General features: G+C 43.8%; 23 protein-coding genes and 1 pseudogene. 14 read left to right on the forward strand and 10 right to left on the reverse strand.

Features of this window, described 5'->3' with window-relative positions; genetic code table 11:
* Window positions 1–21: 21 nt before the first annotated feature.
* Both H6G03_RS09975 and H6G03_RS09980 read right to left on the reverse strand, forming a co-directional pair.
* On the reverse strand, window positions 22–2,763 hold the full coding sequence (locus tag H6G03_RS09975; protein WP_190464181.1) for a CHAT domain-containing protein: 2,742 nt from the start codon (window positions 2,761–2,763) through the stop codon (window positions 22–24).
* 78 nt (window positions 2,764–2,841) lie between these two features.
* Window positions 2,842–4,599: a sensor histidine kinase gene (locus H6G03_RS09980; protein WP_190464182.1), complete on the reverse strand. Its 1,758-nt coding sequence runs from the start codon at window positions 4,597–4,599 to the stop codon at window positions 2,842–2,844.
* 339 nt (window positions 4,600–4,938) lie between these two features.
* Here H6G03_RS09980 and H6G03_RS38755 point away from each other — a divergent pair, with 339 nt between their 5' ends.
* The 5 genes from H6G03_RS38755 (at window position 4,939) to H6G03_RS10000 (ending at window position 10,309) form a co-directional block, all read left to right on the forward strand.
* Window positions 4,939–5,064, forward strand: coding sequence for a hypothetical protein (locus H6G03_RS38755; RefSeq protein WP_255512210.1), 126 nt, complete (start codon window positions 4,939–4,941; stop codon window positions 5,062–5,064).
* Between the two features lie 571 nt (window positions 5,065–5,635).
* Window positions 5,636–6,298 (forward strand): general stress protein, encoded by a 663-nt coding sequence (locus H6G03_RS09985; protein ID WP_190464183.1) that lies wholly within the window; start codon window positions 5,636–5,638, stop codon window positions 6,296–6,298.
* Between the two features lie 227 nt (window positions 6,299–6,525).
* Window positions 6,526–7,077, forward strand: a complete 552-nt coding sequence (locus H6G03_RS09990; protein ID WP_190464184.1) for a BON domain-containing protein — start codon at window positions 6,526–6,528, stop codon at window positions 7,075–7,077.
* Between the two features lie 166 nt (window positions 7,078–7,243).
* On the forward strand, window positions 7,244–9,883 hold the full coding sequence (locus H6G03_RS09995; protein WP_199315235.1) for a response regulator: 2,640 nt from the start codon (window positions 7,244–7,246) through the stop codon (window positions 9,881–9,883).
* A gap of 36 nt (window positions 9,884–9,919) precedes the next feature.
* Complete coding sequence (locus H6G03_RS10000) at window positions 9,920–10,309, forward strand: response regulator (RefSeq protein WP_190464186.1); 390 nt, start codon at window positions 9,920–9,922, stop codon at window positions 10,307–10,309.
* Between the two features lie 14 nt (window positions 10,310–10,323).
* Here H6G03_RS10000 and modA read toward each other — a convergent pair whose 3' ends face one another.
* From modA to H6G03_RS10015, 3 genes are all read right to left on the reverse strand, one after another.
* Window positions 10,324–11,112: a molybdate ABC transporter substrate-binding protein gene (gene modA, locus H6G03_RS10005; RefSeq protein WP_190464187.1), complete on the reverse strand. Its 789-nt coding sequence runs from the start codon at window positions 11,110–11,112 to the stop codon at window positions 10,324–10,326.
* A 274-nt stretch (window positions 11,113–11,386) separates the two neighbouring features.
* A complete protein-coding gene (gene bioF / locus H6G03_RS10010) occupies window positions 11,387–12,553 on the reverse strand; it encodes an 8-amino-7-oxononanoate synthase (RefSeq protein WP_190464266.1) in 1,167 nt (388 codons plus the stop codon).
* 11 nt (window positions 12,554–12,564) lie between these two features.
* Window positions 12,565–12,789 (reverse strand): hypothetical protein, encoded by a 225-nt coding sequence (locus H6G03_RS10015; RefSeq protein WP_190464267.1) that lies wholly within the window; start codon window positions 12,787–12,789, stop codon window positions 12,565–12,567.
* A 265-nt stretch (window positions 12,790–13,054) separates the two neighbouring features.
* Between H6G03_RS10015 and H6G03_RS10020 the strand changes: the two genes are divergently transcribed.
* Both H6G03_RS10020 and H6G03_RS10025 read left to right on the forward strand, forming a co-directional pair.
* Window positions 13,055–14,257, forward strand: coding sequence for a sigma-54-dependent transcriptional regulator family protein (locus tag H6G03_RS10020; protein ID WP_190464268.1), 1,203 nt, complete (start codon window positions 13,055–13,057; stop codon window positions 14,255–14,257).
* On the forward strand, window positions 14,254–14,637 hold the full coding sequence (locus tag H6G03_RS10025) for a response regulator (protein ID WP_190464188.1): 384 nt from the start codon (window positions 14,254–14,256) through the stop codon (window positions 14,635–14,637). Before H6G03_RS10020 ends, H6G03_RS10025 begins: the two co-directional genes overlap by 4 nt.
* A gap of 54 nt (window positions 14,638–14,691) precedes the next feature.
* Here H6G03_RS10025 and H6G03_RS10030 read toward each other — a convergent pair whose 3' ends face one another.
* From H6G03_RS10030 to H6G03_RS10040, 3 genes are read right to left on the reverse strand one after another with little or no spacing between them, the layout of a single operon-like run.
* Window positions 14,692–15,450 (reverse strand): hypothetical protein, encoded by a 759-nt coding sequence (locus H6G03_RS10030; protein ID WP_190464190.1) that lies wholly within the window; start codon window positions 15,448–15,450, stop codon window positions 14,692–14,694.
* A 41-nt stretch (window positions 15,451–15,491) separates the two neighbouring features.
* Window positions 15,492–15,878 carry a DUF1823 family protein gene (locus H6G03_RS10035; protein WP_190464269.1) on the reverse strand — a complete coding sequence of 129 codons (387 nt, stop codon included), beginning with the start codon at window positions 15,876–15,878 and terminating at the stop codon, window positions 15,492–15,494.
* Window positions 15,879–15,906: 28 nt separating this feature from the next.
* Window positions 15,907–16,467 (reverse strand): CPBP family glutamic-type intramembrane protease, encoded by a 561-nt coding sequence (locus H6G03_RS10040; protein ID WP_190464191.1) that lies wholly within the window; start codon window positions 16,465–16,467, stop codon window positions 15,907–15,909.
* Window positions 16,468–16,545: 78 nt separating this feature from the next.
* Between H6G03_RS10040 and H6G03_RS39745 the strand changes: the two are divergent.
* Window positions 16,546–16,839 (forward strand): annotated as a pseudogene (locus H6G03_RS39745) (acylphosphatase); the annotation flags it as partial.
* 1,093 nt (window positions 16,840–17,932) lie between these two features.
* Here H6G03_RS39745 and H6G03_RS10050 read toward each other — a convergent pair.
* Together H6G03_RS10050 and H6G03_RS10055 are read right to left on the reverse strand one after the other, a co-directional pair.
* The gene (locus H6G03_RS10050; RefSeq protein ID WP_190464194.1) at window positions 17,933–18,607 is read right to left on the reverse strand and encodes a DUF3226 domain-containing protein; all 675 of its coding nucleotides are present in this window, start codon (window positions 18,605–18,607) and stop codon (window positions 17,933–17,935) included.
* Window positions 18,607–19,866 (reverse strand): AAA family ATPase, encoded by a 1,260-nt coding sequence (locus tag H6G03_RS10055; RefSeq protein WP_322111889.1) that lies wholly within the window; start codon window positions 19,864–19,866, stop codon window positions 18,607–18,609. The genes H6G03_RS10050 and H6G03_RS10055 overlap by 1 nt, the downstream gene beginning before the upstream one ends.
* A gap of 9 nt (window positions 19,867–19,875) precedes the next feature.
* Here H6G03_RS10055 and H6G03_RS10060 point away from each other — a divergent pair, with 9 nt between their 5' ends.
* From H6G03_RS10060 to H6G03_RS10085, 6 genes are all read left to right on the forward strand, one after another.
* The gene (locus H6G03_RS10060; protein WP_190464196.1) at window positions 19,876–20,166 is read left to right on the forward strand and encodes an acylphosphatase; all 291 of its coding nucleotides are present in this window, start codon (window positions 19,876–19,878) and stop codon (window positions 20,164–20,166) included.
* 222 nt (window positions 20,167–20,388) lie between these two features.
* Entirely contained in the window at window positions 20,389–20,787 is a 399-nt protein-coding gene (locus H6G03_RS10065) for a J domain-containing protein (protein ID WP_190464197.1), read from the forward strand.
* Between the two features lie 3 nt (window positions 20,788–20,790).
* Window positions 20,791–21,723: a ribokinase gene (gene rbsK, locus H6G03_RS10070; protein WP_190464198.1), complete on the forward strand. Its 933-nt coding sequence runs from the start codon at window positions 20,791–20,793 to the stop codon at window positions 21,721–21,723.
* 104 nt (window positions 21,724–21,827) lie between these two features.
* Window positions 21,828–22,835: an ADP-ribosylglycohydrolase family protein gene (locus tag H6G03_RS10075; RefSeq protein ID WP_190464200.1), complete on the forward strand. Its 1,008-nt coding sequence runs from the start codon at window positions 21,828–21,830 to the stop codon at window positions 22,833–22,835.
* 205 nt (window positions 22,836–23,040) lie between these two features.
* Window positions 23,041–23,625, forward strand: coding sequence for an endonuclease dU (locus tag H6G03_RS10080; RefSeq protein WP_190464202.1), 585 nt, complete (start codon window positions 23,041–23,043; stop codon window positions 23,623–23,625).
* Window positions 23,626–23,922: 297 nt separating this feature from the next.
* The gene (locus H6G03_RS10085; RefSeq protein WP_190464210.1) at window positions 23,923–26,436 is read left to right on the forward strand and encodes an ATP-binding protein; all 2,514 of its coding nucleotides are present in this window, start codon (window positions 23,923–23,925) and stop codon (window positions 26,434–26,436) included.
* Window positions 26,437–26,455: the final 19 nt, after the last annotated feature.

Genomic DNA, 26,455 nt, shown 5'->3' on the forward strand with positions numbered 1-26,455 from the left:
TAAGCCAACCCAGGTAGTAAACTATAGCCAATTACCAATCAGTATCAAGGGCGACCAAACTCCTGGATGACTGTAGTCATCTGAAGCAATCAATTTCATTTGCGCTCTTCGTAGCGCTTCGGCTTTGCTAATGTTAGGTTGGCGCAATTGGGTATAAAATGCTTCAATTAGCGGTACTGTAGCTTCGTCATTAATATACCACAAGCTAGCCAGCGCACTTCTTACTCCCGCACGAACGGCAACGCCAGCAATTCCCAGTGCTGCGCGGTTATCTCCGGCGGCAGTTTGACAGGCACTTAATGTGAGCAGTTCTACTGGTTGTTTGTTTGTAGTTGAGGCGTTATTTCGTCCGGCGAATCGCAATAAGTTATCAATTTCATCGATCCCGATCCGACGATCGTATCCCAATAAAAAGGTACTGGCAGCATCGACGCCAAATTTACCGTGGGTAGCCATATGAATGATGGGAAAGTTATTTTGGCGCAGTTCTGTTTCTAAGCGATTTAGGGTAAAATCTTTATCTAAGAGTTTGGTTCCTCCCAAAATCTTTTGCACTTCTGCTACTTCGGTTGCTACATTGGCAAGGGGTGCAAATGGTGGCCGTTCGACTGTTAACCCAACGCTGAGAGCTTTGAAGTTGCGTCGATCGGCTGGTTTGCTCGCGGTTAAGCTGAGGCTTGGTGTTGTGGCGATCGCATATTTTTGGATTAAAAATTGTTTGCCATCGTGCAATGCTGCCATCGGTATTTTTCGCAGCACGCCGTCGTTAATAAAAACGAGCGTTTTCAGATTTTTTGATTCCCCATCTTTTTCCATTGGACGAATCAACAAATCGTAGATTTTTTGAGCTTGAGGCAGGTATTCTTCTGTGGCTCTATTTTCCAATAACAAGCGCAATCGATCTATTTCTTGTTGCAGTTGCTCTTGCCCCATCGCGACGGTATAGTTTTTTAGTTTTCCATCAGGCGATCGCACAATCATTTCTGTGCGATCGTCCAAAATAACCGAGTAAACGATCGCCGCACCTGTATCGGCTAAATTGCCATCATTTTGGGCGTTTTCTTTGGCTACTTGCACGCACTCGTCGCCGAAGAAATTCTGTAATTCTGCTAATTTAAGCAACTCCAGAATATCGATAACTTTACTTAAATTTTTCGGTTGTGTTTCAGCCATATTCTCGGCAGACGATGTATAAGTATTGCCGCCGAAAGAGCTAACTGAGTTTGATGGTTGTAAAAGCAGCCCCATCATTTGCCGATAAACTGGTTCTACAGAATCGCGAAAGTCAAATTGCAAGTCTTTGTTAGCAGCGAGAATATCGCTGCGTATACTTTGGAGGGATGCGATCGCTTCTTCGTAGTAAGATATGGCTTTGGGGATTTTGCCAGTAGCTTTTTCGATCCGCCCTGCCTGCCATTGCCAGCGATAGAGACTATCAACAGCATTTATTTTCTGGGCAGCAAATAAAGCTTGGCGATTTAGCTCCATTGCTTCGGTATATTGATGTGCTTTTTCGTATAATTGCGCTAAACTGCCCAGCGCAAAAGATTCGGCTCTGCTGTCGCCAATATGCTTCGATACAGCGATCGCATCAGCAAATATTTTGGCAGCAGCAGATGGCTCCGATCCTACTCCTAAATTAATTAAGGCATAAGATTTTTCACGGGAGTCAGGTATTTTTTGCAGTAACTCATAAGCCCGCTCCCGATTTTGAGCGATCGCTTCTGAATTAACTGCATCCGGCTCTTTGACGCCCTGAAAATTATTGCCGCCCGCCGAGCCAACTGATGTAGAGTTGCTGAATGTAGTGCTGTGCCGCTCTAGCAAGCGATTTAAATTCAGTAAAGCTTGTACAGTTACAGTATCGCTTACTCCCACCTGAATGCTTTCTTCCAATGCTTCTTTGGCAGCAAAAATATCCTGTTGTGCCAGGTTCTTCAACCGCGCATTTTCTCGTTCGTCGCCTTCTATCTGGGCAACATTAGCTTGATAAAGGTATCGATCTGCTCGTTTGGCAAAAACATTGCCCAAATTGTTGAGTGCAGTTTGAATCAAAGCCGATCGGTAATTGGGAATAGTTTTATTGCCCGATTCTCCATCTTTTAATTCACGAGCTATTTTCAAGCTATTTTGGAGGGAAGAAATAGCTTGTTCGTAGTCTCCCAACGACCAATAGGAATTGCCCAACGCTGCCTCTGCTGCTGCTTCGGTGAGGCGATCTCGGTTATGCCGTGCAATTAATAAAGAAGCTTGTAAAAGCTGGATGGCTCGTTTGTGCTGTCCCAATTCGCTATAAGCTTGTGCTTGCTCTACGATTAATTTAGCTTGCTGAGTACGCGAGTTAGGATCGCCTGCTTTTGCATAAATTTGAATGGCTTGTTCCCAGTGCGCGATCGCTTTATCTATCTGCCCAATTTGCCTAAAAGCAACTGCCAAGTTGCTGTAGATTATTGCCCGCTCCTGTGAAGCTGAAGTTTGGGAAAGGGCTTGTTGCCAGAGATTAATAGCTTCAGCATACTTGCCAGCTTCATAAAACCCCTGTCCCTGCTGGACTAGCCGCTCGACAGATAATTGTAAATTTGAGAGTTTAGTTTCGATATCGTCATTTTTAACTGGCAAATTTCTTAAATCTGAAATAAACGATTTTTCAATATCTGTAAATGTTTCCTGCGCTCCCGAAACCGCTGTATTTACTAAAATGCAAAGCAGGAAGCTGACTAAAAATAATACATATCGGCGTCGCCGCCGTCGTAAAGCTTTCATTTGTTAATGTTTAGCGGTTAGTGATGATTCAATTTTATACCAAAACTAACCGCTAGGAGCAAAGATTTAACCAATTTTTTAGCTCTCTGTATTGGGCTCGTGGGTTGGCAATCTTTTTAAGCATTCTGAGGTAACTTCGGGAGCGGCCTTAAATATTGCTGCGCCTGAAGTCACTTTAAACGAGCCAACTATATCGGTTTGCGATCGCAAATTTTCCCGTTGCCACGGAATTTCAGTAGCATTGGAGTCCAAGGGCAAGAAAATAGTGAAGACTTCGCCTTGCTGTGGGCGTTGCCGCACAATCAATTTTCCACCCAGCGCGTGGAAAATATTTTTAGTAACGCTATGGTTAAGACTCAAACTACCTGTTTCCGGTTGGAACATCAGCAATTGACCGATCGACCTCCGAGTTGACTGAGTACCCTGCACTTGAGACATCTGTTGTTTTTCACACTCAGGAATTACACTGCCAGTTTGGGGTTGAACTTGCAACTTGAGTTGATTTCCGGCTGGCATCACCTGAACTTGGATATGACTACCGGCAGGTAAGCTGCGGGTGAAATTTTCAATCAAGCCGGTGAGAACGCGATCGAGCATGGTCGGATCGCTGACTACCTGCGGCATCTGTTGTGGCAAAATCACATCTAGAGTTTGATTGCGCTGAGAAGCTTGTTTTTCCCAACGCGGCAAACTTTGCTGAAAAACTTGGGCAAGCGACACCTGGGTAAGGTGAACCGGCGAAGATTCTTTAGCGGCAGTTTCCAATTCCGCAGCTCGGAAAAGCAACTCCATACGATCGATTTGCTCGGTACATTCGCGATCGATAATTTCCAACCGCTTGATAATGTCTGGTGCCAAATTCTTGCGCTTGAGCAACAATCTCGTCAGAGTGCGAATTGTAGTCAGAGGCGTTCTGACTTCGTGTGCAAAAGCCTGCAACAATTCCACACTCATATCCGTTGTCTGTTGTTCCTTGTCGCTAGCCGCTGACGGCTGAGCGCTGGCGACTGAGGAGTGAGTGCTGACTGTTGACGGCTCTTCCGGTATGTGTTTGAGCAACAAGCGCGTAAATTGCATCACTGTTCGGTAATCCGGTGCGATGGGCGCAAATTGCTCAAAAAACGCATCCAGTTGCAAAACCCGGTCTGGAGAACCCAGAAATACCCGATTTCTGAGCGCTAGCCAAGCATCTCGAACAACTTCTGGTTCAAAAGAAAACATAAAAGCTGGTTGATTGGTGGAGTCTTCTCCCAATACCATCACCAAGCTGAAACTATGAGTTAAAACTAAACAAAACTGTTCGCCTGCCAAAGGATCGACTGGCAGCAAAGGCAGGAAGTTACTATAATCGTTTGTCTTTAGGTTGCCCTCTTGGGCGGGAGGCAGCTGAAACGGCATCCAAGCACCGGGATGAGCGAGCTGGGTGCTGAAAATCCAAGTTTGGAAGCGAGAGTTTACCGCTGAATCGCTCAAAATGGGCACTGGCCCAGCTAAAATCAATCCCTGGGGCGTTACCGGATCGATATCTTCCCCATCGCTACAGGATAAAGTCGATCGCAGCATCATCTCAAGCGCTGCGATCGCCCCACGCCATTCTTGTTCTGACTTCAATTGCTGCAACGCGATCCGATTTTTAGATGGCTGCTGAGTATCAATCTCGGTTGCAGCCTTCCACTTTCCCCTCCCAGATTTGGCGGTTAAGGGGGATTCCTCAGCCCAATTTGGCGTACTTTGGGCTAAAACTTCACTTAGTTTTGGCAGTAACCACTTATGCACCGACATCCACCCACAACAACTGCAACTAGCCAGCAGTAAATACAACCATAGTGGAGCCAAAAATTAAACAGCTCTACTAATTAAGAGGTTACCGGCATTCGTCATCCAGCAAGGGTAGTATAACCGAACTTTTAGTTCGCGATCTCCGCTATCAGTAGCGACTGGGGGTTAGGGCGTCGGGAAGAGGGAGAGGGAAGAGGGAGGAATTTTGACTTTTGAATGAGTGACTTTTGACTTTCCCTAGCCCCTCCATTGATAGATGCACGTTTACACCGACAGAACGATGAAGAGTCTAACTAAAAGCGCGGAAATATTAAATATAAGCACAAATCAAATCATTGTTTATGCAGTTTTGGCACACGAGTATATGTGGCTTGTACAAGAAAGGAGAAGAAAATTATGTTAGGTCAACAAAAACGCGCTGTCGGTATATTTCCCAGATTTGAACAGATGGCAGAAGCGCTGGATCGGCTTAAGGTTTCTGGCTTCGGTAATTGTTTTGATAGTCTGACAGTTGCTAGCTAGACACTTGCCTAAGCGCCGTTAAATCGCAATTATCTAAAAGCCTAATTGGTAAAGATAAAAATCCGAAAAATATAATTACATTGCGATTTGGCGATGTACTTGTATTTGGTGTATTTGCTTGTAGCGATATCCCCCAAACGAGAGCGTAACAAGCACTAACTATTTTGAAATTTATTGAAAAATGCCCTAATTATAACGGCAAAGCGACTTGATATAATACATTTGTTTAGGGGCAATTGAGAGCCTTTGTCTCCGTTTTATAACTGATAAATTATTTGCCAGATCGGCCTCTAAAAAGCCTGTAATTCACGCCCATTACCAAGCGCTATAAGCAGTATTTTAGGGGATTTTAAATTAAATTAATTTTGTAAGTATTATCACAAATAAATCACCATATAATCTTAACAATATCAAATCAATTATCTCTCCATTGATAGAGAAGGTATTACACCTGTGGGCGGATGTTTATTTTTGCTAAAAAAAGGAAGGTAGAAATTGGAACAAATCAAAAAACAGTCTTTTAATTAAGCAAGTTTGCTAGTGCCCACGACAGCTTGCGTAAGGAGGAAAAATGGCTCTAGGTCACAACAGACGCGCCGTTGGTGTGTTTTCTCACCGTCAAGACGCAGAATACGCTCTCACAGAATTGAGAGACTCTGGCTTTCCGATGGATAAAGTTTCTCTAATTGCTAAAGATACAGGCAAAGCCGATCGCTTTGCTGGCAGTGATGTGCGGGATATCGACAATGATACCAACGCTGACGAAGGTGCTAAAACAGGTGCGATCGCAGGCGGTGCATTGGGCGGGATAACAGGCTTACTTGTCGGTCTCGGTGCATTAGCAATTCCTGGCATTGGTCCTGTTATGCTAGCAGGAGCAGCTGCAACGGCTATAGCCACTGCACTTTCTGGCGGTGTAATTGGTGCGGCTGCTGGTGGCTTAATTGGTGCCTTAATTGGTTTGGGAATTCCAGAAGATAGAGCTAGAGTTTATAGCGATCGCGTGTCTCGCGGCGGCTATTTAGTAATAGTAGATGGTAGCGAAGATGACATCCGCCGCGCCGAATCAATTCTCAATCGCCGAGGCATTGAGGAGTGGGGTGTCTACGATTACTCAGGCGTTGATACTTCTCGCGCTGACTACACTACTACTACCACTGTTGAGCGTCGAGACAATGTTGCCAGTATAGACGATCGCGTAGTTGTCATCGATCGTCGGGATGAAGTTCTTTAGTCCGAGCGAGTGCCTGCCAATTGACTGACAAAATTCTGCCAACACAAACCTCGCAGAAGGCTTTAAAAAATCTGATTTCAGCTAAAACTACCTGAAATTGACTTGATAATTTTAGCCTCTTTTACTTTATTTTGTCAGTCATTTAGCGATTTGTAGAAAGTCCAACTCAGTCTCAATTTGGCATCACAGGAACACAAACCTTTAGCAGTTCCAAGGCGGAAGAAAAAATGAAAAAACTAACTCCATTTATACTCAGCGGTCTCCTCATGTTTGGTGCGGTTGCTTGCGAAGCCTCTAAGACAAGCAGCGATGCTCCTAATAATGCTGGTGAAGCGAACAGGGCCGATCAAGTTAGCGACAACAACGCTAACACCAATCCAAACGCTACTAATACTGCTGAGCAAACTAACAAAGCTCCAGACGCAGACTCAGTTAAAGCAACCCAAGAGGACGCGCAAAATAAAGTTCGTCGCGCTCAAGCAAATAATGACATACGCGCACGAGAGCAACGCAATAATATTACTGGAGGCGACGTTCAAAGAGCTGATAGCGACTTAGCAAGTGAAGTTCGCAGTAAGTTGGAAGTAAACATCCAAAAAGGTCAGCTAACAGTTGACGCCGAAGATGGCGCTGTTACTGTTGCCGGAACAGTTCCCACGCAGCAAGACTTGGCTAAAATTGACACACTTGCCAAAGAAATTAAAGGTGTCAAAAGTGTAGTCAACAAGGCAACTGTTGCACAAGCTACACCGGCAGCGGACAACAAAAACCCTCAGTAGCAATAGTGGTTGTGGTTAATTTTGTGTAGGGTGGGCAGTGCCCACCCTACTGCTTTGCGCGTGGAGCCAGACACCCTAGAGTATTCAAGCCAGCAAAGCAAGCCTATGGCACTCTTGAGGAGATAAGATTGATGCTAGTAATTTTTAAAACATCAAAGGTAGCAAGTTGCTTTCCCACAAAGGCACCCAAAGCATCCGTCTGCGTAGGTTCGGGCTGAGTATTCGCCACCGCTTGAGCTTGTTGTTCTCCGGTCTGGCGATCGTCAACTTGATGGTTGTAGGCATTGGTGCAATTGCCCTCAATCGAGCGATCGAAGGTAATCCGCTCGGCACAAAGATAAGTTCCCAGCGTGGAAGTGCTTTCAAGTTGGCTTATCTGGCTAATCTCCGAACAACGAAAAAGACCGCCCTAGACCGAGCTGCTGTAGATATTGCCATCAAAGACGAAATCGAGCAATTTGAAAGCCTGCTAACTGCACTGCGAAAAGGTTCGACAGAGTTAGGAATCAAACCAGTCACCGATGAGATCGTACTAGCCCAACTCAATAAAGTTGAAGAGACGTGGCGGATTTATCGGCGCAATTTAGAAATTTATCTGAGCGCTTCACCAGATAAAAATGAGCAATATGTTGCAGACATCAACACCCTAACTAATTTCTTAGCATCTCAGCTAGATAGTGTCGCGAATTTGTTAGACGAACAGATCGGCGAGAACGCTCAAAATAGCCAATTCTTATTACTGGCGATGGCAATTCTGAGCGTACCGATCGCCTCGGTGGCGCTTTTGATTGTGTCTCAAATTGTTAGCGATCTGACTCAAGTAACTGAAACTGCTCGCAAAATGGCGAGTGGAGACTTAAACGTGCGGGCGCTAGAATCATCTAAAGATGAAGTGGGGGTGCTAGCTTCTACGCTCAATACAATGGCAACGCAAATTGGCAGCTTGTTGCAAAGTTTGCAGACGCGAAGCTACGAATTAGAAAATACTTTAGCTTATGTGAGCGCTATTATCGATAATTTGGCAGATGCGCTCCTAGTGACCGACCCAGACTGCCGAATAACCCGGTTTAATCCGGCTTTATTACAGATGTTTGGTATAGAAGATACGGATTCGATCGGTAAAGATTGCCAGATTCTCTCTAATGCGAAGGTGCTAGAATTAGTGGAACAGACGCGGGGACGACCGAGAGAAGTTTTCACGGCAGAAATCGAGCTGGCAAAAGGTCGCATCGGTCAAGCTTTAGCAACGGCGATTGCTAAAGATGACAAAAAAAATGTTAGCACTGAGATACTCGGTGCGGTGATCCTGATTCGCGATATCACGGCAGAAAAAGAAATCGATCGGATGAAGACGGATTTTATTTCTACTGTCTCCCATGAATTGCGAACGCCGCTGACTTCTGTGTTGGGGTTTGCTTCCCTGATTAAGGAAAAGTTAGAAAAAGGTGTTTTCCCTTTAATTCAAACAAACGATCGCAAAACCCAAAAAATAGTCAGACAGGTGGGTGCGAATATCAATATTATTGTGTCGGAGGCAGAACGGCTCACATCTTTGATTAATGATGTTTTGGATATTGCCAAGATGGAAGCCGGGAAGATTGAGTGGCATATGCAGCCGACTGACATTGAGGATATTATTGACCGGGCAATTGCTGCGACTGCATCTATTTGCGAAGCTAAAAATATACCACTGCAAAAAGAACTTGCTCCCGAACTCCCTCAAGTAATGGGCGATGGAGATCGTTTGATTCAGGTTTTTATCAATCTTATTTCCAACGCGATCAAGTTCACAGATACTGGTAGTTGTACCATTAGCGCCAGACAGCAGGAAAATGAGATGCTGATCGGTGTAACTGACACAGGCATCGGTATTGCTCCCGCTGACCAGCCCAAGGTGTTTGAAAAGTTCAGGCAAGTAGGAGAAACTCTTACAGATAAACCTAAAGGAACTGGATTGGGTCTGCCAATCTGCAAGCAGATTATAGAACATCACGGGGGCAAAATTTGGGTGGAAAGCGAAGTGGGTCGTGGCAGTACTTTTTCCTTCACTCTGCCGATAAGTCCTCGCATCAATGCAGAAGTAGCAAAGTTTAGTATCAATGCTTTGGTCAGGCAAGTAAGACAGAGTATTGTCCAAACATCCCCCGCTCCATCTAAAAATTATAAAACTATTCTCGTTGTCGATGATGACGCTCACATTCGCGAATTGCTCAGACAAGAACTGGAAAATGATGGGTATGAAGTAAAAGAAGCTAAAGATGGAATAGATGCTATTACGCAGGTAAAAAATACTAAGCCAGATCTAATTTTATTGGATGTGATGATGCCCCAGATCGGTGGTTTTGATGTGGCTGCTGTTTTGAAAAACGACCCCGAAACTATGGCGATACCAATTATTATTTTGTCAATTATCCAAGATAAGGAACGAGGTTATCGTTTGGGGATCGATCGCTACTTGAAAAAACCGATCGATAGAGAAGAGTTGCTCAATGAAATTGGGGTTTTGATTGCTCAAGGAATGTCGAATAAAAAAGTTTTGCTTGTTGATAAAGATGCTTCTACTGTGAAAATTATGTCTGAAGTTTTGCAGTCGCAAGGATACACGGTTACCGAGGCTTACGACGGTCAAGAGTGCATCGAAAAGGCTTTGGCGGTTAAACCGGATATGATAATTGTAGATTCTGTCTTTTCCGAGCAACATAATTTGGTAAAATCCTTGCGGTTTGAAAAGGGTCTGGAAAATGTATTCTTTGTTCTACTTGGCAAAAATACAGAAGAAAATTCTCAGCCCTATTTCGAGCCGTAAATTTGAGTTAAACTAGCCTTAATTGAGGGTGTAACGATGACAAAAAAAGTTTTGATTGTAGATGACGAACCAAATATTTTGATTTTGATGGAGCAAGCACTTGAAAAGTTAGAAGATGAGGGCGTAGAATTACTGACAGCTACAAATGGTGAGGAAGCTCTTGAGGCTATCCAAACGGAAAAACCCGATTTAGTTTTCCTCGATGTGATGATGCCGAAAATGAATGGTTTTGATGTTTGCAATACCGTTAAAAAAGAACTGCAAATGCAAGATGTTTACATTATAATGTTAACCGCTAAAGGTCAAGAATTTGATAAACAAAAAGGCAATGATGTGGGAGCATATCTTTACATGACAAAACCTTTTCGTCCGAAAACCGTGCTGGAAAAATCGATAGAGATTTTGGGTTTATCAATATCAGATTAACTTCCTTCATTAACCTATTTATTAATTAGCGTAAACCCATATTTTTTAGCTATTTCTTTACCGGTTTCGCTAGAAAGAAATTGAATAAATTTTTGTGCTTCAGGCACATTCTGGCATCTTTTAACTACCGCTGCGTTATAGATAATCTGAAAATGGGTATTTTCCGGTGCGATCGCTACTATTTTAACTTTATCTGATACTTTAGCTTCTGTTAAATAGGTAATCCCTGCATCTGCTTCATTTGTTTCTACCGCTTTTAGGATTTGACGAATATCTTCGCCTGTAAAAATAGCTTTGTTTTTAAGTCGATCGTAAATTCCTAGAGAAATTAGAGTTTCCTTTGCTTGCATACCTACTAATAATTTTTCATTACCCATAGCGATTTTCTTTACTTTCTCATTAACTAAGTCTTGAAAATTAAAAATAGGGATAGTAGAGTCACCATCGGCAATTAAGACAAGCGGATTTTTTATTGGCATTGTTTGCAAAGTTTCTGGAATTAATAAATTTAATAATTCCGGGTCGTTTTTACCGACTTTTGATGCGAAAATGATTAGATCTATTGGGATGCGTTTTAGTATTTGTTCTTTTATAAAAAGACTGGGGCCAAAATTGTAGCTTAGAGTGACGTGGGGATTTTCTTGCTTGTAAATTTTACCAATTTCTGTGAGAACCTCTTGATAGCTAGTCGCTGCTGATATCAGTAATGCAACTGGTTTTGCTTGTTGTAGGTTACAGCTTAAAAACACTAGATTGATAATAGCAATACTGATTATCAAAACAAGAGCGCGTTGCTTTTTCATGGTTCAGAGGACTTCAGTCAAAACAGATGTTTTTTTGGTTAACTTATTTAATAATTATAAATCCATATTTCTCAAATACCGACAATATTACAATCAATTGTAACGTTGGGTTTTTCTTTGTTGTAAAGTTCGACAATTTCTGCTAGAGAATTCCTATAAGCACCAGATGCCGATACGATTAGTACCACAGGCTTTACCTGTTGGCTAGTGCAGCTAACGATCCAAAAAGATAGGATAAAAAGAAAGCTAACAAAAACAATAAGCTTTTTATTTTTCACACAATTTCTGTCAAAGTTTGCACTAATTTATCAATATGGGCAGGTTCGTGAATTGCCATCACCGAGATGCGAATTCGGCTTGTCGGCACGGTGGGAGGGCGAATCGCGGGAACAAAAATACCAGATGCCTTCAACTGATAAGCAATCTTTAAAGCTGCCTGTGGATTATCTACTTGAAAGCAAATAATTGGCGATTGCGAAGGCAGTAGTTTGAGATGGGGTAGATATTCGGCAAAAAGATGTTTCAAATAATTAACATTGCCCCACAATTGAGTGCGACGTTGGGGTTCTTGTTTGACTATATTAATTGCTGCCAATGCCGCAGCTGTATCGGCAGGAGTGAGCCCAGTAGTGTAAATCCAGCTGGGAGCGCGGTTACGCAGAAAATCAATTAAAGTAGAAGAACCGGCGACATATCCACCCAAACTAGCTAAAGCTTTGCTGAGAGTTCCTATTTGAATAAGCGGCAATCCGGTACAGTGGAAATGTTCCACGCAACCGGCTCCATTTGCACCCAAAACTCCCGTGGCGTGCGCTTCATCAACTAGCACCATGCTGCTGAATTTTTCCGCTAAATCTAACAGTGCGGGTAAGGGACATAAGTCGCCATCCATACTGAAGACGCTATCGGTAATTATCAAGCAGCGTCGGTATTGTTGTCGATGTTGATGTAGTAGATCTTCCAAATCTTCTACATTACAGTGGGCGTATTCGATGACGGTTGCACCGCTGAGGATGGCTCCATTTTTGAGGCTGGAGTGATTGTATCGGTCAGAGAGAATTAAATCCCGTTTTCCGACAAGAGAGGCGATCGCTCCCAAATTGGCCAAATACCCAGAACTGAATACCAAGGCGTCTTCAGTTTGTTTGAGGGATGCGATCGCTTCCTCCAATTGCCGATGCAGTTCTCGGTGTCCGCTTAGCAGTCGGGAACCGGTGCTACCTGTCCCGAATTCCTTCGCCGCCGCAACTGCTGCTGCGATCGCACGCTGATCTCCCGCCAATCCCAAATAATCGTTACTGGCAAAATTAATTACAGGCTGTCCTTCCAGCCGTACAATGGCTCCTGGCAGACCCTGGATAGTTTGTACAGAGCGATACCAATCTGCCCGATGAATTGTGGTAAGGGATTTATCCAGCCAAGCGTAAGGATCGGTTGTCATTGGAAATGTCATTATTCCTGTTCTGGAGGAGCCTCAGTATTTTTTATTTCTGCATTCTTGCCCTTAACTGGGGGTAGCTGTTCGACTAAAGCCATTTCAAAAGCGACATCGGGCAGCTCCCCAACTATATACTTACCAGGGGCAAACACCCGCCCTGGCGTAAAACAGTATTGCTTAAGCTGAACCACCTCGCCTGGAGCAAACATTCCCCTAAACATTTTTCGCTCAATTGCCATGACTAATTCTCCCGATCGAATCTCAATACTCTTTAATTTTGGCACTTGTGCTGCTTTACGCAATCGAAATGTCCATACCTTCCATAGATATGAGTGAAACCACTGTCATTCTTCCTCTTTAATTGTCTCAATCGGCTTGATGACTCTGATTAAGTATGGTTTTGATATAAATTTGAACATAGATGTACACAAACGATCGTCTAACTGGCACATAGAGCCATTGCAAATTGTGAATAAAACGATCGTCCCTAAACCCAATCAACTGATGAGATCGAATTTATTAAAGAATGCTTTAGAAGCCGGACGTAAATACATAGCCACAGGTGCAATTTCTGCGGATATGTTGCGCCAAGAAATTTACCGTGCCTGGGAAAGGTCGCACCTAGAGGGAGCTAATCCCCGCACTTTGCAAGCAGATAAGCTATCAACTTTGGATACAGAGCGCTTACTAGAAAGACAGAGTTTTCTGATCGATGCCGCTCGTCCATATTTAAGGGTACTATCTCAGGCAGCCGGACACGAGCGCCACGCCGTCATGCTAAGCGAGCAAAATGCGATCGTACTCGACGTAGTAGGCGACGAGCAGAGCGTACATGGGCCCGAAGCAGTTCCGGGGCCGGGATCTTTACTATCAGAAGCAGTAGCTGGTGCCAACGGTCTGGGAACACCCTTAGCTGAAGACGGTTATGCAGAAATTATCGCCTCAGAGCATTTTATCCAGGGATTTCATCCCTTCACCTGCCAGGGAATTCCCCTGCGTAACGACAAAAAAGAAGTTATGGGAGTCCTCAGTATCTCTGTGCGGCGACCGGAGGTGGGGCAGCGCCTCAAAGAAATCTTGCTTTGTGCCTCCCACGGCATCGAAGCAGAATTGCTGCAAAAGCGCTTGCAAGAAGATGTTCGCCGCGTACTTACATCTCACCCAGATGATGGCCAACCATTAGAACAATTGCGCCAAGATATAGTTCAAGCCCATAATGCCGGACGCTTGCGACTGGAGGTAGTATCTCGTTTGGTTGCGGGAAACCGCTTCGAGTATGCGCTACAATTACTCCGACAAGCTGAAGAATCAATTCAACTATTTCGTCGCCGCGCTGCTCTTTGGCGCGATTTAGCTTCATTAGAGGTAGGAGCAATCCAACCGATATCCCTAACCGATACTGTTCGCGATTTAGTCGATCTGCTCTCCACCGAAGCAACAATACGTAAGATTGAAATTTTCATATGCTTTCCAGAGGAAGTTAGAGTACAGGCAGATCGGAGAACCCTTTCACGCAGGCTTTTTCGGGATTTTATACAAGCTTTCGATCTGGTAGGAAAAGGGGGTGCAGTACGGATCGAAATACATAAAATCCCTCATACCTCATCGGGGCAAGTAAGTTTAATTCCGATGCCAGCACCCGATCGTGTACAATCAGCCCCAATACCATTTATTCTGACGCTGCCAATAGGAAATTACAATCCATGAATCAAGGCTATCCATTAAATAGAAAAGTGCTAATTGCAGACGATGATGATGATAGTCGAACTATGCTCGCTTTTCTACTTGAAAGCGAGGGTTGGCAAATTGCCGAAGCACGTAATGGTAAAGAAGCTTTAGAAAAATTGACGGAGGAATGCCCGCAGGTATTGATTTTAGATAATCGAATGCCAGAGTTAACCGGAGCGGAAGTATACCAGCATATCCAGCAGGAAGGAATCAAAATTCCGGTTGTATTGATGACAGCATTCAGCGATTTGGAAGAATTAGCTTCATCTTTGGGCATTCGTTATTACTTACCTAAGCCGGTGGATGTGCCGCTCGTACTGGCGACGGTTGAGTCTGCTTACGCGGAATATCAAAAATGATCGAATGCTAAATTGCAGGCTGAATGCGCGATCGCTCCTTTTTTCCACCTAATATTAGCGCTCCCAAACATCAAATGGATCGTTACTATCATCTGCTAACCAGGCATAGGGATCGCCAGAAACTTGCACTCCTCCATATTTAGAAAAGGCAATTCTTACGATATTTGTGCGACCGATATCCAAATAGCCGGATGCCCAGACTTCTAATTTAGTAATGCCGGTGATAATGATTCTGTGAGCGCCTGGACATAGATATACTGTTTTTCTGCGATCGAATGTACGCGGTTGAAATACCTCTCGCCCATTAATCCAAACATTACCCCAATCATCCCCACGCGCAACAAACTCTACCAAAACCGATCCTGTATAAGTGTTCGGACAAAATCCTGTAGAGTTCGGAGGATAACCTGTGGTGGGAGAGGAAGGACAACCGTAGGGCGTACAGGTGCCGTACTCCGTGCAACCGTAGGGATTGCAACTGCCAGTAGGCGTTCTCCAACAACCGAATTGATTACAACCACCACCCACGGGATAGCACCCGTAAAAATTACAGCTAGTTCTATTTTGAGCTAAAGAGGAAACCTGCCAGGGAAGCAAAGCTAAAGTTGCACTAAATGCAGTAAAAGTCAATAATTTTCCTACCAGGCAGATAAGATTGTATAACAACAAAGTAGGTTGGTTTGCTTTAACAAAACTCAATGCCAAACTTGGGTTTGTTGGGTTTCGCTGGGGCTCAACCGAACCTACAATTTTGTTGAAGGAAAGACTATTGAGATTGCCAGAGGTAAACCGAGAATGGTTTGTAGTTTTCATGGCTCATAGCTGTAGATTTTTCTGAAATTTTCAGACGAATGCTAGGCTAAACCAGGTTCCTTTAGACTTGTTTGTCGCAGATAACTTAACAGCCAATTTGCTGCCGTAGCCCGTCGAGTCTGCCGAGGGCCGAATTCTCCGATTTTGTAACCCTTAAAACCCAAGCTTTCTTTCAACAGTTGTTTATTTTCAGGAGGAATGGAACGAGTCAGTTTTACGGTTGCGGGACGGCTTTCTATAAAATCAGGCGGTTCTGGATATTCATTTTGCCATTCCTCTGCAACGCCGGAAGCATCCCATTTGCCAGAAATTTCGTCATGGCGATATCCCAAGCAATGCCAAACGAGTTGGTTGACTGTTGCATCGTCAATAGTATCGTTGATAATTGCCCAGATGGTTTCGGTATTTAGCGGCGGTAAGTTAGACATGAAAGTTGTTAGCTGATATTGCGATCGACTACTCATGTAGTTTCCTATATCCGCCTAACAAAAGCAACCAGACTACCACAACTAGCCAGTGGATTACCACGGTCAGCCAGAGGGAACCGCTTTGCAGGTAAGCAACGGTACAGGCACCACCTAGCAGCGCCGCTAATGATAGGAAAATGGGATTGAAAAATGTTTTGAGTCCGGCTGGAAAGAAGCTGATGGCGTTGAGCGGATGATAAACTATAAATGCAACCAAACTGATAAATATCCACAATACCAATTTTGTTGTAGAAACATTTTCTGTAGGATGCGGTAAAAGTAAAACGCGAAAAAATAGTTCCTCGGTGATGGCAGGGAATAGCAGAGAAATTGCTATAATCTTGACAACCTTTGGCCACGATTCTTTTAAAACATCAATTTGTAAAAAGCCAAATTTGAAACCGAGCGGCAATGAAATCAATGCCAATATCGCTAATAATAAGGCACAGAGCAACCCATTATCAATGCTGGGAAGGGTGGTAAAAGCTCTGCTGACACGGAATACTAACTTATCGATCGCAGCCATAGCGATAAAAGATCCAAAACTCATTTACCACTCCTCCTTATAGGTAACGTTCTGATACTAAAATCTAATTCAGGCGTGTTATTTATCAATGCGGACTCTACAATGGAAAACCAAACAACACCACCTGGACAAGTCCGAGCCCATGTTTTTATTTCTGGAAACGTTAAAGGAGTTGGCTTCCGCTTAGCCACTTGGGATAAGGCGAACCAATGGGGAATTGGCGGTTGGGTGGAAGAACTTCCCGACGGACGAGTGGAAGCTGTGTTTGAGGGAAGCAAGGAACTTGTAGAAGCAATTATCAGCTGGTGTTACCGGGGAAGTCCAGATGCTGTGGTTAAAAATGTTACGGTTGGGTATGAAGAACCGGAGGGATTGACTGAGTTTATCATCAGACGATCTCGCGAACCTGTAGTTTATAAAAAACCAACGAGCGTCAATACCAAAACGATTAACGTTCTCTTCTTCGTTCACGGGTTAATGCTCAGCGATAATCCCACGCCAGAAGAAAAGCAATACGATATCCTGTGGGAACCTGTGAAGAAACTCTATAATCTTGAGGAGCGCATTGACGAGATTGTCAGAGTTAATTGGGGGCAATATTTGGATGAAACAGACGAACCCAGACCAGACGAAAAAATCAACAAGGCGGAAAAATTTATTTTAGACCAACTTAATTTCGATCGCCTGCGTCAAAAACCCAGCCCCAATAACATTGTACTTCAAGATTTACAGAGCGATATCACTTTTCAACCTTGGTGGCGGTTTTTGGTTAAACCTTTACGAGAAACATTACTTTTGCGGGGATTTGGGGATGCGGTTTACTATGTTGGCGAAGATGGCAAAATAGCAGTGCAGTTGGCTGTGTATCGCCAAGTCTTGAAAGTATTAGAAAAATATCGATCGCAAATTGAGGAAGATATAGAAACCGAAGCGCTAAGAATCAAAGTGCGGCTGCACGCGATCGGCACAAGTTTGGGTTCAACCGTTATTAACGACTTTTTGCACGGTTTATTTTCCAATACCGGATACCGGATTAGAAGCAATCCGGAAGAAGCAAAAGAACCGACAATTGTCACGAGTAAAGTTTTGGAAGATGAGAAACAGAAAACAGTCGAACGCTATCAATTTTGGCGAATTGCTGCCCAGAAAAAACGCTTAGAGTTGGGTTCAGTTGTGACAATGGCTTCTCAACTTCCAGTTTTGCTAATGCGTTCTCAGCGCGTTGTTGATGCTTTTGCTAATGGCCAAACTTTGCCAGCGGATGAAATAGGCATTCCTCGCGATATTAAAGAAGTGATCTGGAAAATTTTCTACGATATAGACGATTTGCTGGCATTTCCCGTGCGTCCTTTATTTGGCGATTATCCCGGTATTCAGGATATTCAAGTAGATGTAGGAGATGGCTTGAAAGCGCACACGAGTTATTGGGGAAATGAAAAGATTCACGAACAAGTTGCCGAACTTTTGAATAGGAGAGTGGTGAGTTAGCTTAACTCGTTGGTAGTGCTGGATTGAAGAGATCCTTTAACCATTCCAGAAATGCGATCGCAATTGCAGATTCGTGACGCAACACACGCGCTGTGATTGCCTGTCCCATAGGCATCCCCGGTGTTTCTTGCCAAGCTAACCAAGTATGAATCAAAGCTTTGGGATGGTGAACTAAGCTATAGCAGTTGATACCAGCTTGTTCGATTTCTTGCAAAATACCGTCTGCTTTCGGACACAAAATATCATCTGAGGGGATAAGATGGGCAACAAAATCTTCTAACATTCCAGGTAGTTGATTGTTAGGCATTAACCAAACTCCCACTTTTGGTAAATCTGGTGGTGCGTAAACCCAACCTTCTGGCGGTGGTGTTTCGGGGATATCTTGATAACCGCTGGTACTGAGTTTATATCGCAGGGATTGCCAACGTGCCAGTAAATCGCGATCGGCATCAACTACAATACCTAGTGTACGTAAATTTTCTGCTTTTAACCTATCTGATAATCCCTCTAAAAGTACCTCAATTCCTTGTCCATTTTCGTCTGTCGGCACTTCCACAGAAAAAGTTTCTGGTACTCGATATTTTTCGCACAAAGCCCATATGACGTGCTGGTCATTCTTCCCTTCAACTAATAACTGTTGAGGTTTTGGTTTGGGAGGTTTTTGTGCTTTTGGCATCACCGTACCTCAATACTTTGCCGAACGGCAACTGCTAATTCATCTGCGGTGTATTCAACTGCACGTATCTTTTCATCGCGCCGACTTAAGCGGAATAATTTTCCGACTGAATTATCTTCAAATTCAGCCAATGCTTCTTGAAAACCCGCTATACAATCCCAACTATGAGTAGTAGCAAAAACCTGTAAATTTAACCGTTTTGCTGTTGAAAAAATTAAACGCCACATATCAGTTTGGGCTTCGTAATATAAGCCAGTTTCAATCTCATCTACTAGCAGTAAACCATTTTCAACTGTTACAGCAGCCATTGCTAGAGATAGCATACGACGCATTCCCTCACCCATACTACCCAGGTTAATTGGGTTGTGCTGTCCGTGAAGTTTCAGCAGAACGCCACTACTAGAACTTTGTCTGCTGGTGAAACTAATACGTTCTATATTTGGCTCTAATATTTGCAACGCTGCTACCACGCTTTCTTCTTTCGGGGTTAGTGTGATTTTATCCCAAAACACAGCCATTTGTTGAAAATTTATGTTGGTCGTTGTGAGAAAGAAATTTGAGCTAATGTTTTGGGTAAAAAGTCTTGAATTGCTAGTTGTTACAAAAGCATGAGGCTGATGTTCATTCCATTGCCGAAAGGCTTTCCCTGTAATCAAGCCATCATCGCGGATGGGTATAGGCATTGTAGTACCCCGTCCGTCTGAAAATAAAAGCAAAAACTTTGATGGCTCAATTGACCCCCCTTCAGGAGTCAAGAATAGATCAAAGCCAGGAGGTTTCTGAATACGCTCAGGTTCTTTGATCTGGAATTGAACAGATAAGGGAGCTTCTTTTTCCGATCGCACAGAAATAGTTTGCTCAGTATTTAGCTGATGGCCATAAAAAATATGTCTTATTTCATAACCGCTTCGGCGCTCAATTTCTCCCCTAACAAAAGAGGACTGAGATATAGAGTAATCTGCGATTTCACCCCGATTATATAAGAAATTAATTAAAGGTTCAAGGTTAACTTGATTAACCAATAAATAGACAGCTTCCAGGAGGCTGGTTTTGCCGCTGTTATTTGAACCGACGATCAGATTGACACGCGCCAAACCGTCGATGTGGAAATCTTTGAAGCAGCGATAGTTTTGGATGGTAAGATCGCGTAGCATAAAGCCCTCTGCTGTGCAGCGGTTGTCATTTCCCATATTAGAGGGTAGAGGGAAAATGCGATCGCAGTACTCGCAAAGCTTTAAAATACGATCGCAAGTTATCACATATCGTCAATGTCACAACAAGATAAAATCCGCGCCCACGTTTTTGTTTCCGGTATCGTTCAGGGTGTGGGTTATCGCTATTCAACTTTAAAACAGGCGCAACGGGTGGGTGTAGGCGGTTGGGTACGCAACGTCCCGGATGGGCGCGTGGAAGCTGTTTTTGAAGGAACTAAGGCAAATGTAGAAGCGATGATTCGCTGGTGTTATCGGGGAAGTCCATCTGCTGAGGTTACGGATGTGGCGGTTGAGTACGAACAACCTCAAGGTATGGAGAGTTTTGCGATCGAAAGGCGGGGTTAGCAGGGAATTTTGTAACTAATTTAACCGCTTTCAAGATGAGCTTGGATTTAGTAAAGAGGTGTTAGATGAAGTGTTTGCATTAGTAAAGATGAAGTAGATTTAAGAAAAATATCTTTAGATTTTATTATTAAAAGGATGTGTTCGGGATCGCCACATTCAGCGCAAGTACCCTCAAACTGGAAAATACTTCACTGTTTTAGCAGTGACCGGAGGTGGTTGTCGATGAGTAATGTGGAGCAATACTATAGAATACTTGAGCTAGAACCGGGCGCTACACTGGAGGAAATTCGTCAGGGATACAAAGACTTAGCGATGGTGTGGCATCCAGACCGTTTTCCCAATCATCCCAGACTCCGACAAAAAGCTCATAAAAAATTGCAACTAATTAACGAAGCGCACGAAAAGTTACGGTCATTTGCGCCTGTTGCTGCGACGATCGCATCTCCACCGCACTCTGAGTCGGCGCGATCGCAACCATCCCCATCATCCCCATCAAACAGTAAAGATTACTACAAACAGCCACCTCCCAAGCCTCAAGAAGAAGACTACAGAAAATATACTTACGAATATACGCCTTTCAAAAATTTCAGCCGCAAAGATGTCGATACGTGGTTAGATTAAATTGTGAAAAAGGTTATCGTCTTCGGCAGCATTAACATGGATTTGGTGGCCCGATCTCCCCGCTTGCCAATTCCCGGCGAAACTATCCTGGGTCGTGACTTTTTTACCGCGCCGGGAGGGAAAGGTGCAAATCAGGCGGTGGCATCTGCAAGATTGGGTATTCCTACTCAGTTAGTTGGGCGTATTGGCGATGACAATTTTGGTCGATCGCTCCTCACCCATCTTCAAACATTTGGTGTCCAAACAGAGCATATATTAATAGATAAAACAGCACATTCCGGCGTCGCTATTATCGCCGTAGATGACTCAGGGCAAAATAATATTATCGTTGTTCCCGGTGCGAACGGGTGCGTAAATGGCACTGATGTAAAAAATTTGATTAATTTGTGGGATAACGCCGCTGTATTGCTGCTTCAATTCGAGATTCCTTTAACGGCAGTAATTTCAGCCGCAAAAGCCGCTAAAAGTGTCGGTGTGAAGGTGATTCTCGACCCCGCACCGGCGCAAATAGATATCCCCGATGACTTTTACCCACTCGTCGATATTATTACGCCGAATGAAATTGAAGCGGCACAATTAGTTGGTTTTCCGGTTAATAATTTTGACACTGCTGCTAATGCGGCATCTGTCTTGCTTCAAAAAGGTGTGGGAACTGCGATCGTCAAATTGGGCGCACAAGGAGTTTACTGTGCGACAGCGGACTCAACATTTTTTATATCGGCTTTTCGAGTGCAAACGGTTGATACGGTAGCAGCTGGGGATGCTTTTAATGGTGGTTTGGTTGCAGCTATTGCTGAAGGGCGATCGCTGCGAGAGGGGGTGGTTTGGGGTGCTGCGGCTGGGGCTATTTCTACTACTAAGCCGGGTGCGATGTCTTCGATGTGCGATCGGGAAACATTGGATAGGTTTCTGAATGAGAGGGGTTTTTCTGGTTAGGGTTGGTCAGTTGTGAGTTTGAGATTGTTTTTTTTAACGCAAAGGGTCGCAAAGGTTTACGCTAAGGGACGCAGAGGAAATTCTCAAATTAAATGGGAAGAATTATGCTGTTAAAGGGTTGTGGTTCTGGATGCTTGTTTGGTTTGGCTTTGGGCGATGCGCTTGGTGCTGTTACTGAGTTTTTGAATGTTGATGAGATTTTGCGTCGTTTCCCGCCCAATGGCCCGCAGGAACCAACAGGTAATCCCGCCCGCGTTACGGACGATACGCAGATGGCGTTATGTGTGGGGGAGGCGTTGATTGAGGCGGGTGGGGTTTACACTGCCAGCAGTTTGGAACCTTTGCTGCGACGTGCTTTTGTCACTTGGTTACACAGTCCGGATAATAACCGCGCCCCCGGTCGAACTTGCTTGAATGCTTGTGGGAAGCTGGAGGAGGGTTTGCCGTGGGAGAGGGCGACTGTTGCTGACTCGAAGGGTTGCGGTGCGAATATGCGGGTTGCACCTGTGGGTTTGTTGCCTTTGGGGGGAGATAGTTCGCTTCGGGGTGCGATCGCGCAATTTCAAGCAGCGCTAACTCACGGTCATCCTACCGCCCTCGCAGCTTCGGATTTGACTGCTTATGCGATCGCCGATCTGGCTGCTGGTGGAACTCCGGAACAATTGCCCCAGCGACTCCGCAGCTACGCTTTATCCCAGCGCACAGTTTACCGCAGCGATTGGTTGGGGTCGCTTTGGCAACGTCCGTACATCAATACGCCAGAAGAATTTATCAGTCGCGGATGGGATGAATGTCTGTCGGTACTCGATCGTCTCGATGCTGCATTGGCAGAACCAAATCGCGATCGCGACCCCTGCGAAGCTACGGGTGAGGGATGGATAGCAGAGGAAGCTTTTGCTACTGGTTTGTTGTGTTTTCTGTTATTTCCAGAAGAACCCGTGGCGGCGTTGCGTCGTGCGGCAGTTACTTCTGGTGATTCGGATTCGATCGCTTGTTTGACTGGCGCTTTTGCAGGTGCTTATTTGGGCATGGAGGCATGGCCTTCATATTGGACGAGTCGGATCGAGTATCGCCAAAGACTTGCAGCTTTGGGGGAATTGTGGGATGGGTAGGCGATCGAAATATCGGCAGCTATCGTGGGTTTAATAATCAACAATTAGGTAAAAAATTTGAAATTTCAATAGACATCTCTAGAAAAGAATCTCTCTCGGCAGGCAGGATGCCTACCCCACCAGAATTTTTGGAGATGTCTAATAATATCGGCAAAAATACCGCACCTTTGCAAAAAATCTCATCTTCGGGCAATATGAGTAAGAGATGAAACTAGAATCTTTAATCAGACTCAATCGTGCCATTCGCGTCATCGGCTTCGACGACGCGCCTTTCGTGCGTCGAAGGGGAAGTCAGGTTGCGATCGCAGGTATCATTTGTGCAAATACGCGCTTTGAGGGTATGGTGTGGGGAAGGGTGCGACAAGATGGCTGGAACGCTACCGACACAATTTGTAAATTACTCATCGGTGGCAAATTTCTCCCACAATTGCATATTCTACTGCTAGACGGTATAGCTTTCGGTGGTTTTAATGTTATAGACCTACCGTTACTTTCCCAAAGGCTTGCACTCCCCTGCGTGGCAGTTATGCGCCGTCAGCCAGATATTATCGCTATAGAAGAAGCAATTCATCGCCTTCCACAACCAGAAAAACGTCTTAAAATACTGCGTCGTGCAGGTACTATTCACGAGTTTGGGCCGTTTTTCTTTCAAGTTTGCGGTGAAACTCCGGAAATAACTGCTGCGGTGCTGCAACGGCTGACGGACTGCGGAAAAGTTCCGGAAGCTTTACGTCTGGCACATTTAATTGGTGCAGCTATAGTTAAGGGCGAAAGTGGCAGTTGTGCTTGATTTTATAATTTTATAGTGTATAAAGAGATGTTACTATGATATTAAAATTTATTACATAAAAGCAAAGAATCTAGAAACAAATTAGTATTTTTGGACATCTTATAATTAGTTACCATTATTGATAAGATAGCTTAAAACACCTCTTGGGCTAGCAACCCAGGGGCATTGCTTATAGAGCAATTTTGATAAACACAAATTGAGCGATCGCTGTCATAATATATAACACTCAGCCACAAATGCCACTAGGTTAAGTCTGAGCAAAGGTGTCTACCAGTTCTACAAAGGAAAGTAAAGAACATGAGTAGAAGGGAAATTATCACGGCTGAAGAAGCTGTTTTGACTAATTGTGAGAGGGAACCTATTCACACTCCGGGTTCCATTCAGCCTCACGGTGTACTTTTGGTATTGAGAGAGCCGCATCTGACAATTCTACAAGTGAGCAACAACACTTTAGAATTTTTTGGCTTATGTCCGGAGAAATTAATTAGGAAAAATCTGAATGAATTGCTCGACAATTCTCAAATAGAACAATTTAAACAATATTTAACAATTCAAGACCTACCGAGTGTAAATCCTATTAAATTAACAATTAAAACAGCTAGCACTCGTCACGTTTTCGATGGAATAATTCATAGAATCGATGGCGTTTTAATTCTAGAATTAGAGCCAGCAAGCCTTCCAGAAAATATTTCATTTTTTAGCTTTTACCATCACGTTAGGGCGGCTACATCTAAGCTACAAGAAACGTCTAACTTACAGGAATTGTCCGCAGCGATCGCTGTGGAAGTGCGAAAAATGACTGGGTTTGACAGGGTGATGGTATACAAATTTAATGCTGAGGGACATGGCTGCGTAATTGCCGAAGATAAACGACAAAATTTACCTAGTTTTTTGAATTTACACTACCCAGCCACAGATGTTCCCAAGCAAGCAAGAAAACTCTATTGTTTAAATTTACTGAGGTTAATAGCAGATGTCAATTATCAACCAGTGGAAATTATACCTACTTACAATCCAGTCATGAATAATGCGCTGGATTTAAGCTTTTCAGTTTTAAGAAGCGCATCCCCAATGCACATAGAATACTTGCAAAATATGGGTGTTGGCGCTTCTATGTCTATATCTTTGATTAAAGATCGAAAACTTTGGGGACTTGTGGCTTGCCATCATTATTCTCCCAAATTTGTCTCTTATGAAGTGCGAACAGCTTGCCAATTCCTCGGACAGGTGATGTCTGTAGAACTTTCAGCAAAGGAAAATAACGAAGATTCTGATTATAAACTGCAATTAAAATCTATTACAAGCAAGTTTATTGAATATATGTCTAAGGAGGAAAACTTTGTTGAGGGCTTGCTAAAATACTATCCTAATTTACTCAATTTAGTTAATGCGTCAGGAGCGGCGGTCTGTATTGATAATAATTTAAAGGTAATAGGTAAAACACCTCAAGAAGAAGAAATAAGGCAGTTAATTAATTGGATAGACCGTAGATTAAAATTGGAAATTTTCCATTCTGATAATTTGGCAAAACTGTATCCAGAGGCAGAAAAATTTAAGGATGTGGCGAGCGGTGCGATCGCAATTTCAATTTCGCCAACGCGGAGCAACTATGTTTTATGGTTTCGGCCAGAAGTCATTCAAACGGTTAATTGGGCAGGCAATCCCCATGAACCGGCGCAAATACAAGAAAAAATGGCAGATGGTAGTTTGCGCCTCTCTCCTCGCAAATCGTTTGAAATGTGGAAAGAAATTGTTAAATTAAAGTCTTTACCTTGGAAAAAATGCGAAATTGATGCAGCAGACGAACTAAGGAACGCCATTATAAGTATTATTTTGCGGCAAGCAGATGAATTAGCTAAATTAAATATGGCTTTGCTGAAGTCGGAAGCGAGAGAAAGAGAAAAAGCATCTCAGTTAGAAGTAGCGCTGCAAGAACTACAGCACACCCAAACTCAGCTAGTGCAAAGCGAAAAAATGTCTAGCTTGGGACAAATGGTAGCCGGCGTTGCCCATGAAATTAACAATCCCATCAACTTTATTTATGGGAATTTAATACATGCAAATGAGTATACAAAAGATTTTCTTCAGTTGCTAAACTTATACCGCCAGGATTTTCCGTCACCAGGAGAGCGAATCAATCAAATGGCGGAAGAAATTGACCTGGAATTTTTGATGGATGATTTGCCGAAACTTTTGCGTTCGATGAAAGTAGGGGCCGATCGCATTCGCGAGATCGTGCAGGCGCTGCGAATTTTCTCGCGCATCGATGAAAGCGAAATGAAGCCGGTAGACATTCACGAAGGTATAGAAAGCACCTTGCTGATTTTGAGCAATCGGCTCAAAGCTAGCTCGACTCGTCCCGGCATTCAAGTCATCAAAGAATATGGCAATCTACCGAAAATAGAGTGTTATGCCGGTCAGTTGAATCAGGTATTTATGAATATACTGGCAAATGCGATTGACGCCTTGGAAGATCTGAAGAGCAGAGGAGCGGGAGAGAAATATGCCATCCAAAATCTCAAATTAAAAATCCAAGATCCGGAGATTCGGATTCGCACCTACCTTGTAAGCAGCGATCGCATCGCGATCGGCATCGCAGATAATGGCCCAGGTATCTCCAACGAAGTGCAGCAGCGGTTGTTCGATCCTTTCTTTACCACAAAATCGGCCAGCAAAGGTACTGGTATAGGTTTGGCGATCGGCTATTCTGTGGTCGTGGACAAACACGGCGGTAACTTGACGTGCGTTTCTGCACCGGGACAGGGAGCAGAATTTATTGTTGAGCTTCCCATCAGAGCAAAGCTAAGCTAGAGATCGTACAGGTTTTGTT

Source organism: Aerosakkonema funiforme FACHB-1375 (assembly GCF_014696265.1).
GTDB classification, from domain to species: Bacteria; Cyanobacteriota; Cyanobacteriia; order Cyanobacteriales; family Aerosakkonemataceae; genus Aerosakkonema; species Aerosakkonema funiforme_A.

Bases quoted from the DNA above. Each gene is read 5' to 3' on its own strand.
- H6G03_RS10075 (WP_190464200.1), top strand. From the start codon at position 21,828: ATGCTGTTAAAGGGTTGTGGTTCTGGATGCTTGTTTGGTTTGGCTTTG.
- H6G03_RS38755 (WP_255512210.1), top strand. From the start codon at position 4,939: ATGTTAGGTCAACAAAAACGCGCTGTCGGTATATTTCCCAGATTTGAA.
- modA (WP_190464187.1), bottom strand. From the start codon at position 11,112: ATGAAAAAGCAACGCGCTCTTGTTTTGATAATCAGTATTGCTATTATC.
- H6G03_RS10030 (WP_190464190.1), bottom strand. From the start codon at position 15,450: ATGAAAACTACAAACCATTCTCGGTTTACCTCTGGCAATCTCAATAGT.
- H6G03_RS10050 (WP_190464194.1), bottom strand. From the start codon at position 18,607: ATGCCAAAAGCACAAAAACCTCCCAAACCAAAACCTCAACAGTTATTA.
- H6G03_RS09990 (WP_190464184.1), top strand. From the start codon at position 6,526: ATGAAAAAACTAACTCCATTTATACTCAGCGGTCTCCTCATGTTTGGT.
- H6G03_RS10085 (WP_190464210.1), top strand. From the start codon at position 23,923: ATGAGTAGAAGGGAAATTATCACGGCTGAAGAAGCTGTTTTGACTAAT.
- H6G03_RS10025 (WP_190464188.1), top strand. From the start codon at position 14,254: ATGAATCAAGGCTATCCATTAAATAGAAAAGTGCTAATTGCAGACGAT.
- H6G03_RS10065 (WP_190464197.1), top strand. From the start codon at position 20,389: ATGAGTAATGTGGAGCAATACTATAGAATACTTGAGCTAGAACCGGGC.
- H6G03_RS09985 (WP_190464183.1), top strand. From the start codon at position 5,636: ATGGCTCTAGGTCACAACAGACGCGCCGTTGGTGTGTTTTCTCACCGT.
- H6G03_RS09975 (WP_190464181.1), bottom strand. From the start codon at position 2,763: ATGAAAGCTTTACGACGGCGGCGACGCCGATATGTATTATTTTTAGTC.
- H6G03_RS10015 (WP_190464267.1), bottom strand. From the start codon at position 12,789: ATGGCAATTGAGCGAAAAATGTTTAGGGGAATGTTTGCTCCAGGCGAG.
- H6G03_RS10035 (WP_190464269.1), bottom strand. From the start codon at position 15,878: ATGTCTAACTTACCGCCGCTAAATACCGAAACCATCTGGGCAATTATC.
- H6G03_RS10000 (WP_190464186.1), top strand. From the start codon at position 9,920: ATGACAAAAAAAGTTTTGATTGTAGATGACGAACCAAATATTTTGATT.
- H6G03_RS10080 (WP_190464202.1), top strand. From the start codon at position 23,041: ATGAAACTAGAATCTTTAATCAGACTCAATCGTGCCATTCGCGTCATC.
- bioF (WP_190464266.1), bottom strand. From the start codon at position 12,553: ATGACAACCGATCCTTACGCTTGGCTGGATAAATCCCTTACCACAATT.
- H6G03_RS10040 (WP_190464191.1), bottom strand. From the start codon at position 16,467: ATGAGTTTTGGATCTTTTATCGCTATGGCTGCGATCGATAAGTTAGTA.
- H6G03_RS10020 (WP_190464268.1), top strand. From the start codon at position 13,055: ATGAGATCGAATTTATTAAAGAATGCTTTAGAAGCCGGACGTAAATAC.
- H6G03_RS10060 (WP_190464196.1), top strand. From the start codon at position 19,876: ATGTCACAACAAGATAAAATCCGCGCCCACGTTTTTGTTTCCGGTATC.